The organism is Rubritalea sp., from assembly GCF_039830215.1.
In the GTDB taxonomy this organism is placed as follows: domain Bacteria; phylum Verrucomicrobiota; class Verrucomicrobiia; order Verrucomicrobiales; family Akkermansiaceae; genus Rubritalea.
Window position 1 is genome coordinate 1 of sequence record NZ_JBDOPO010000176.1, and the last position, 8,201, is coordinate 8,201.

The following is an 8,201-nucleotide window of genomic DNA, read 5'->3' on the forward strand; positions in this document are numbered from 1 at the left end:
CACCTTCAGGTGTGAACATAGCAGCAGCGGTGAGCCCACTCTGAACTAGCTGAAGTGAGCACAAGCGATTGTCAACAAAGCGGAATCCTTCTCCAAGAAACTTCAACATGTCAACTTCGACTCGGCCATGTGTGAGGTTATCTACTAATGAATCAACAAAGCGCTCTAGATTATCGCGATGGTAAAATGATGCATAAATCAAGTTAAGTCCAATGATGCCAAGAGCCTCCATTTGATCCATATTTTCCTCATCTAACAATCTCACGTGACATAAAACATCACATGGTTCTTCACCCGGTCTTAGCTGTAAGCGCACGCCCATCCAGCCATGGCATTCTTCTTTATCTTTATAGCCTCGAGCTCGTACAGTGTTGCAGTAGCTAAAGAATGTGGTTTTATCATCGCGCTTTTTTGATAGGCGCTCAATCAAGAGGTCGTACTCGTGCTCCAACATAGAGGTCACACGGTCCCGCGAAACATAACGATGAGCTTTACCATAGATCTCATCACTCATGGTCATATCATATGCAGAAATTGATTTAGCAACAGTGCCCGCAGTAGCCGAAGCGCGGAAGAACCAGTTTACTACTTCTTGACCGGCTCCAATTTCAGCAAAAGTTCCGTACTTGCTTTGATCAAGATTGATTCTAAGAGCCTTATTGTAAGAGCTCAGGACTTCTCTAGTATTCATAAATTATTTTTCATTTGGGGTAATCCAATCATTGGTAACCACTTCATCAATGATCACAAGCCTTGGATCATTCACATTTTCAGGGTAGTGAATTTTCAAGGTCACATCCATCAACCCAAATCTATTTCCAATCGGTAGTAGTTGCTGAACTAACGCACTCCTTCTACTAGCATAACCAATCAAGATTGTATCTGAATTTGGATAGGTCAGCTCAAAAGACTGCCATTCCCGAGAGCTAAACCCTTGGTTATAGTACTCATTTTTTCTGCGAGCAACACGCACGACACTTGGCTCTTTAGGTCTAATTTTAGGCAACTCGTCCCAAGCAATATCACAGTAGCCCACATAGGACTCCCAGTCGATCACCCACATGCCACTTGTATTTTTAGTCACCACTCCAGCCCACTTTTCGGCACCTTCTAACAATGCTCTTAATAGATAGAACCCTGTTCTATGCCGAATCTCAGTAATTGCTATAACGTCCACCGGCTCACTCAATGTAAACTCAGAGCCTTTATAATAGTTTGCTAACTTAGCTTCAAGCTCGGGGACTTCCCTAAGCATCGGCCTGAGCTCCCCTGGGGATTTCGCTTGAGACAGCTTAGTCAACAATGTTTCTAGTTCAGCATAAGTCGGAACTTTGTCAGCATTTGAAATCTGCCCCCTACTCTCAACCTCTGGGACCAATTTTTGTTGCGCCAGCTCAATGGGTTTGAAATGGGTAAAAAAAAGCACATATATAAGACTAGCTAGGAGCACACTTGCGATACCAAATACAGGCAAGAGCATGAGCCATGGAAGCCCTTTAGCTCTAGCTGATAGCACATCTAGCGGCAGATCATCTCTCCAATTTTCGGAGGAGATATTTTTGTGGGCGTGCAGGTCAGTGCCCACAGCCTGCAAAACGGGTTCAACTAAAACCAACGGGTCATCAAAGCCCGGAATTTGTATGATCGATCGACAACCTGGGCACGATACATCCGCCCCAAGTAGCTCGACACTAGCCGAGACTAGTAGACGGCAACGAGGGCAAATATATCCGCTCATCATGTCTCTTTCTCCGATAGCCACACGCAAGACTACCGAGAGACTCTCATTAGGCAAGCCACCAATACTGAAAATAACGCTGTATTAGTCAGCAAGGATTAGCACCTTACCTGGACGCTCCATATGAATAATCGAGACATCGTCTTGCTCGGTCAAAACATCGGGGTTCACTGCCTCAAGCCCCCTCGAGGTTGTTGAAATGGTAAGATCTTTGGGAACAAATGCTGGCTGCGATGAGTTGTAAGGGTCATCTCCCAACAAAGTCGGAGCGATCGGTTGCACAGGTTGTATATCCTTGTACTTCCTTGCCCCGACATGCCTAGTAAGAGAGAATGCACTGGCGTCAGAACCTCTGGAGCCACTGCCATGCTCGTCGCAGTAACCCAATGGTCGGCTTTTGACATCATAGAGTTCATTTGTAGCAGTGCTCACGGTCTCCATTTTTCCAGTCTTCAGATTCCGTTCATATTCCTCACATTCTAAAGTGACTCGTAAGCCGGATGTTTTACAGATCTTCATTAGCTCGACACCCTCAGGTCTCACAACAGGCAAAGGCTTGTACTTCCTTTGATAAATTTTCATCGCATCAGCCCAAACAGGCATCACCGTATCGACACTGAAAGCTCCATGGTAAATCTCTTCACGCGAACCATCCCAGAATCCAGCCCACACAGCACAACTCACTTTACTGTTATAGCCTACAAACCAATTGTCAGCGAAGTCACTTGTAGTCCCAGTTTTTCCTCCACCTCTGAAGCCTTCCATCCCCGCTGCGTCATAACCACGCTTTCCGCTGCCTTCTTTAAGAGCTGATTCCAAGACTGAATGTGTTAGATAAGCTGTCGCGGGCTGTAATACAGCGGTCTGTTTCGAACGTGCTGCCTGCCCTTCATTTGAATAAACCACCGTACCATCTCCCCGCTCAATACGAGTCACCCACACCATCTTCGAAGGGGTAGAACCGTTAGTTGCGAACGCTGCATAGGCACGAACTAGTTCTGAGAGTGAGACGGATTCGGTCCCCATCAACTCACGTGGTAAGGCCTTGCCCCTCGGAGTGGAGAATCCAAATCGCTTAGCCATCAACCGTACTTTATCTAGCCCAACTTTACGCCCCAGACGGACGGTTGCTGCGATCTTTGAAGTGGCTAGAGCATGCCGCAGAAGAATCTCACCTTCATAGCGAGGCTCATTTACTTCGCTCCCCCACTCGCCTAATATTCCCTCGACCCCATCAATCATCACTTGGCGGTTATCCATGGCTTCATCGATGAGCCGTGAAGAAAGTGTCTCTCCCGCTTCTAGAGCTGCTGCGTAAATGAAAGGGAAAAAGGCAGTACCCAGCGGCTTCCTGCCTGCTTCGATAAAATCATACTGCGAGTGGGAGAAGTCTCGTCCACCGATATAAGCTATGACCTCGCCAGTGTTGTTGTCAACCATTAGAGCTGCACCTTGTAGATACTTCGGTCGGCTAGTTGCAGTGCGCTCATACTCTGAGTATCGCGGGTGATTATAGCTCTCATTTGTTTCAGCTAGGTCTAGCTGCTCCTTCAACTTTCTCTCTAAAGCTCGCTGAATATCTCGATCAATCGAGGTGAACACGCGTAGATCTCCTTTAGCCAAAGCGTCTGCTGAGACATGGTCTTTCACAGTGGCAGCAATACGGTCATAGATGTGTGTGGTATTGCGCTGAATTGGGTTTGGGTTCGTCTCCACCGGCAAGGCCTGCAGTCGATCACGTTCGAATAAAGTAATCCTTCCCTCTAGCGCCATACGATTGAGCACGTGATCACGAGCTTTCTTGTTGTTTTTCTTACTTCTCAGTGGCGAGAAAACTGATGGGTTCTTAATACACCCTACTAGAGATGCGCATTCCTGAGTATCCAAGTCCTTTGCTTCCTTACCAAAATAGCCTAATGAAGCGGAGCGGACACCAAAATAACCACTACCAAATGCTACGCGGTTCAAATAGAACTCGAGAATTTTCTGTTTGGTATAATGCTTCTCGATTCGCTGAGCCAAGTATATTTCAACGAGCTTTCTTTCGTAGTTACTCTCACCTCGTTTCAGAGCTTCCGCTTTTAGGTCGTATGCATTCCGAGCCAACTGCATAGTCAAACTACTAGCTCCCGAGTCTTCATCACCTGACTTAAAGTTCAAATACGCAGCACGGCCAATTCCAATAAAGTCGACACCGTTGTGGTCAAAAAAGCGCTTATCCTCACCAGAAATTAAAGCATCGATCATTTTTTGAGGAATTTCCTCGATCGGGATTGGGCTGCGGTTTTCCACAAATAGACGGCCGATCTCACGTTCTTCACGATCGTAGATCAAGCTAGGAAGTTCGATAACATTGACCAAAGCCATATCATATTCCTTTGCTCGCTCCCTGTATGGTTCAGACACAATCCGGTAGCTAATAAAGGCCCCCACCATTCCAAGTATAGCCACAAACACCAGTGCTAGAAACCACTTCCTTAGGAAGATTGCCTTCTTGCGGACTTTTCTGCGTGAGTTAAACTTCTTACGAATCATGATGAGGAACAATACGCCAGCCGCTTTGGAAACTGACTATAAAGATACTTACCCTGTTGATAAGAATACTGCAACCCCCAGCTTTTTAGTTTCTCACCTAGAAAAGGAAATTTCAGCCTCTGGACCGCTGCCCTTCGACAAATGGATGAGCGAATGCCTATACCACCCAGAGTGGGGGTATTACAGCAAGGGCGACACTATAGTTGGTCGAGACGGCGACTTTTTCACTTCGGTCAGTGTTGGCAAGTGCTTTGGAATGCTACTTGGCTATCGCATTGCCGATTACGTTAAAACTAACCACATCGAAGGGCAACTCGACCTCATTGAACTCGGAGCTAACACCGGCCAACTAGCATGCGATATATTAGACTGTCTTCACTCCAACTTCCCCCAACTGTACAGCAATGTACGATACACTATCTGCGAACCATTTAAGATCATGCAAAAAAAGCAGATCGCCATTCTGAAAAATCATCATGCAATCGTAGATTTTCACTCAACACTAAACTGCATCAAACAAGCCAAGAAACATGGTATCATTCTAAGCAACGAACTCATCGACGCCTTTCCTGTAAAACTCATAAGTAAAAAGGACCAGCAGTGGAACGAGCTACACGTCGGCCATGACAAGGAAGGCTTCCATTTTCAAACCGCGTCTATCCGATCTCCCCAGCTTTTAGAATTTAGCGAAGCCCTTCCACCACTTCCCGATGACTACACCACTGAGTTTCGAACTGGGCTTAGAGCATTCGCCCAGTCATGTGCTTCAGTTCTCGAACAAGGCATGATACTTACCATCGATTACGGCCACGTTCACAGTGACTATTACGCAGAAAGAAGAACCTCGGGCACCCTCAGGACATTTTACAATCAGACGGCCGATGAAAATCCATTGATTAATGCTGGTGAGCAAGACATCACAGCTCATGTCGACTTCACACAACTAGCACAGACATATCAATCGGCTGGGTTTGAACCACACTATTTCGACACCCAAGCACGCTTCCTTATTCTCCTAGCCAATCCTTGGTTCAAAAATATCGAAGAAAGCCAACAGGCTCCTCCCACTAAACTGATCCGTCAATTTCAGACCCTCACTCACCCAAGCATGATGGGCCACCAGTTTTCCGTTCTGGAATGCAGCCTAAACCGTACTCCTGACCATAAAGTCCTCTCTAAACTCGAAGTTCGATAGAATACAGTCATCTATTTTGAAACACTGTAACCGACTTGGACTATATAGCTATAGTCCTCTTACATCAACTATATGAAAGACGATTCACCTATTTCCTTACCTCCATCCTTGGAGCTGTCTTGATTAGCTCCATCATGCCTACCGCTGCTCCTACTATTGCTATCTACGACATTGAAACTCTGTCAGTGAAGCAGGCGTCGCACCCGGTCGCCTATCAGGTCTACTGAATACTGGAAACCCATCCCGCCGACTAACACTCTTCGACTTCATTAAGAGTTTAGATAGCGCAGCCCTCTTGGGTAGAGCCCCGACCACATGACTCTCATATAACCATTGGCAATAGCATACTCACCGGCCTCTAGGGGGAAACTATGTATTTCAAAAGACTACCTGATAAAGTGAGGGTTAAGGTCGGCCCATTCATATTGGCGGCTTCAAATTCGCTGATTAAACATTTTACCGAAACAGCCCAAGCGAATATGCCGCCAAACAACATGACATCTTGCTCTACTCGCTATTTAATCAGATCATTAGCAGAATGGCAGTAGGCCGCGGCATTTCTTAAGACAAGCTAAGAGATATATAGAGAGAGAGATCATTGACCTTGGCCTCATCAGGCCACAATAAGCCCTCGATTTCAAACTAGTCGACTACCTCGACTGCCGTACAGATTTCATCGCTAGGATTCGCGCTCACTATAGTAAGGAGATCAAATTCTAACGCTCCTACAAACGACCAGATCTAAGTGGCTCTGAAATCGAAGGCGATTTTGACCGGATGAAGGTCGTGATCACCTCCAGAGAAGAAGATAATTTCAGATCTCCTTATCCTGCAGTCATTGCAATAGAAGGTAATATCTCCGGCGAATCAATCGCACCCTTGCGTTAGGAGCCCCTTAAGGCTTCTCGTAACAAAAAATGTAAATCTCTCGTTCTCCGTGTGAAATCACATGGGGGATCAGCCCTAGCTAGCGATGCACTGTGGGAAGCAACCGACTAATGTAAAACCATTTATCGTTTCCATGAGAGCTTTTTCAGCCAGCGTTGTCTGAATACTCTATGCATACGCGGTAGCCAAGCACCGCATCGTTGACGCACGTGGAGCAAGCCTCAGAGGTGAAATCGGAAGGCTTACAGGAGGACGTGTCTACTCAGGTCTCAATCCCCTCGCGATAGGCCAAGTAGAAGGAATGGGTAGCTTTAACCAAACCATCAAATACGCAGCAGCTCAAACAAAACTTGCAAAGAAAGCCAAGGTCCTGCTTCTTACTTAATCAAAAAGCTACATCGAAGGAATGTTTGCTCAACCGAAACATGATAAACACGAGTTTATCCAAGCTTACCACCCACACTCACCGGCTCTTCAGATACACTAAGAGTTACTCAACACAAAAAATCTTGGGTTATTAGGCAGAGATAAGCTGAAGCACATTTATTGTTTGCTCGATCACATCGAGGCCTACCACGATCAACGCGTGCTTCTCATTGCCCCAATTCTCAATATGCAATAGAGCCTCCTAACAAATAATACACAAAAAGGTGGGAGCACTCAACTCACAGCACTTTTTTGTTCCTGAAGCTACTGAAACACAGTTGAGCCTCTATGAAACCGAACGCATGTAGCCAGCGAGAAAGAAAAACCCGCTAGACCTTATCCCATAAGGTTAGCGGGTTATCGCAGAGAAATACCGGGAACAGGAATCGAACCTGCACGTCCTAAGACACCTGAACCTAAATCAGGCGCGTCTACCAATTCCGCCATCCCGGCCTTTGCTGGGCGAAACGTAACCAAAATTTCCGTTTGCGCAAACCATTTCTGTAAAAAAATAACCTGACAGAAATCCGTCAGGTTATTGATGTAATTAAAAAAGTTAAATCGGCATTTAGAGTGCGAGAAGCTTCTCTTTAAGTGACTCTTTAGTGACATTGGCTCCGACGATTTGATCCTTCACTTCTCCATCTTTGAAAAAGAGCAGAAACGGGATAGAGCGAACCCCATATTTAGCTGCTAGAGCTTGAGCATTGTCTACCTCTACCTTGCCGACTACTGCCGCATCGCCAAGCTCGGTAGCAAGCTCATCGATGATAGGTGAAATCATCTTACAAGGTCCACACCACTCAGCCCAAAAGTCTACGAGTACAGCTTTGCCTGAGTTAATTACTTCGGCTTCAAAATTTTCTTCAGTTAATACTAATGACATGGCGAGACTATGCCTCACCCCCAAAAAACGTCAATAGCCGTCAGCGCATTTTATGCGATCTGACGGCTAATAATAAGATGTTGAGTTGCTAATGATATCCTCAAGTCTCTCTATACTGAGGACTATCAACTACATGAACGAAACAGCAATTGAAATAACTGCTAGAACGATAAGTGATACTGGTAATGCCATATGAATTTATTTACTTTAGTGGTCAAAAATTAATTCAATGAAGAGAACACTGCTCCGTAAGAACCATCTTCATGTTCATCCACCCAGATACCAGCACGCTGGAACTGAGCGAACAGAAGGAATAAGGATAGCAAGAATGCTGCTACAGCGAGGATAGTTTCACCATTGCCTGCGCGTTCTGCGGAAGACTCCTCATCGACAACAGTCTGGATAGTTGCAGCTTGCTCACCTGGCGCAGCAACACTCGGCTGAGTGAGTTGCTGAGTCTGCTGAAGTTGCACAGTTGCTTTTGGTAGTGGCTGACTAGCCTTACCCAGTGGCTGACTAGCCTTACCCAGTGG

Annotated in this window: 5 protein-coding genes, 1 tRNA gene and 1 pseudogene; 1 reads left to right on the forward strand and 6 read right to left on the reverse strand. The window is 46.0% G+C overall.

The window, feature by feature from the left end; translation table 11 throughout:
- From ABGY95_RS05990 to ABGY95_RS06000, 3 genes and pseudogenes are all read right to left on the reverse strand, one after another.
- Window positions 1-691, reverse strand: a pseudogene (locus ABGY95_RS05990) (TonB-dependent receptor); the annotation flags it as partial.
- Between the two features lie 3 nt (window positions 692-694).
- Window positions 695-1,795 (reverse strand): hypothetical protein, encoded by a 1,101-nt coding sequence (locus ABGY95_RS05995; RefSeq protein ID WP_347440787.1) that lies wholly within the window; start codon window positions 1,793-1,795, stop codon window positions 695-697.
- A gap of 27 nt (window positions 1,796-1,822) precedes the next feature.
- Window positions 1,823-4,273, reverse strand: coding sequence for a transglycosylase domain-containing protein (locus tag ABGY95_RS06000; RefSeq protein WP_347440788.1), 2,451 nt, complete (start codon window positions 4,271-4,273; stop codon window positions 1,823-1,825).
- Between ABGY95_RS06000 and ABGY95_RS06005 the strand changes: the two genes are divergently transcribed.
- Window positions 4,272-5,468 carry an SAM-dependent methyltransferase gene (locus ABGY95_RS06005; protein ID WP_347440789.1) on the forward strand — a complete coding sequence of 399 codons (1,197 nt, stop codon included), beginning with the start codon at window positions 4,272-4,274 and terminating at the stop codon, window positions 5,466-5,468. The genes ABGY95_RS06000 and ABGY95_RS06005 overlap by 2 nt on opposite strands.
- 1,685 nt (window positions 5,469-7,153) lie before the next feature.
- Here ABGY95_RS06005 and ABGY95_RS06010 read toward each other — a convergent pair.
- The 3 genes from ABGY95_RS06010 to ABGY95_RS06020 form a co-directional block, all read right to left on the reverse strand.
- Window positions 7,154-7,235, reverse strand: a tRNA-Leu gene (locus tag ABGY95_RS06010).
- 115 nt (window positions 7,236-7,350) lie between these two features.
- Entirely contained in the window at window positions 7,351-7,668 is a 318-nt protein-coding gene (gene trxA / locus ABGY95_RS06015) for a thioredoxin (protein ID WP_347440790.1), read from the reverse strand.
- Between the two features lie 221 nt (window positions 7,669-7,889).
- On the reverse strand, window positions 7,890-8,201 hold a 312-nt coding region (locus tag ABGY95_RS06020), incomplete at its 5' end, for a hypothetical protein (RefSeq protein WP_347440791.1).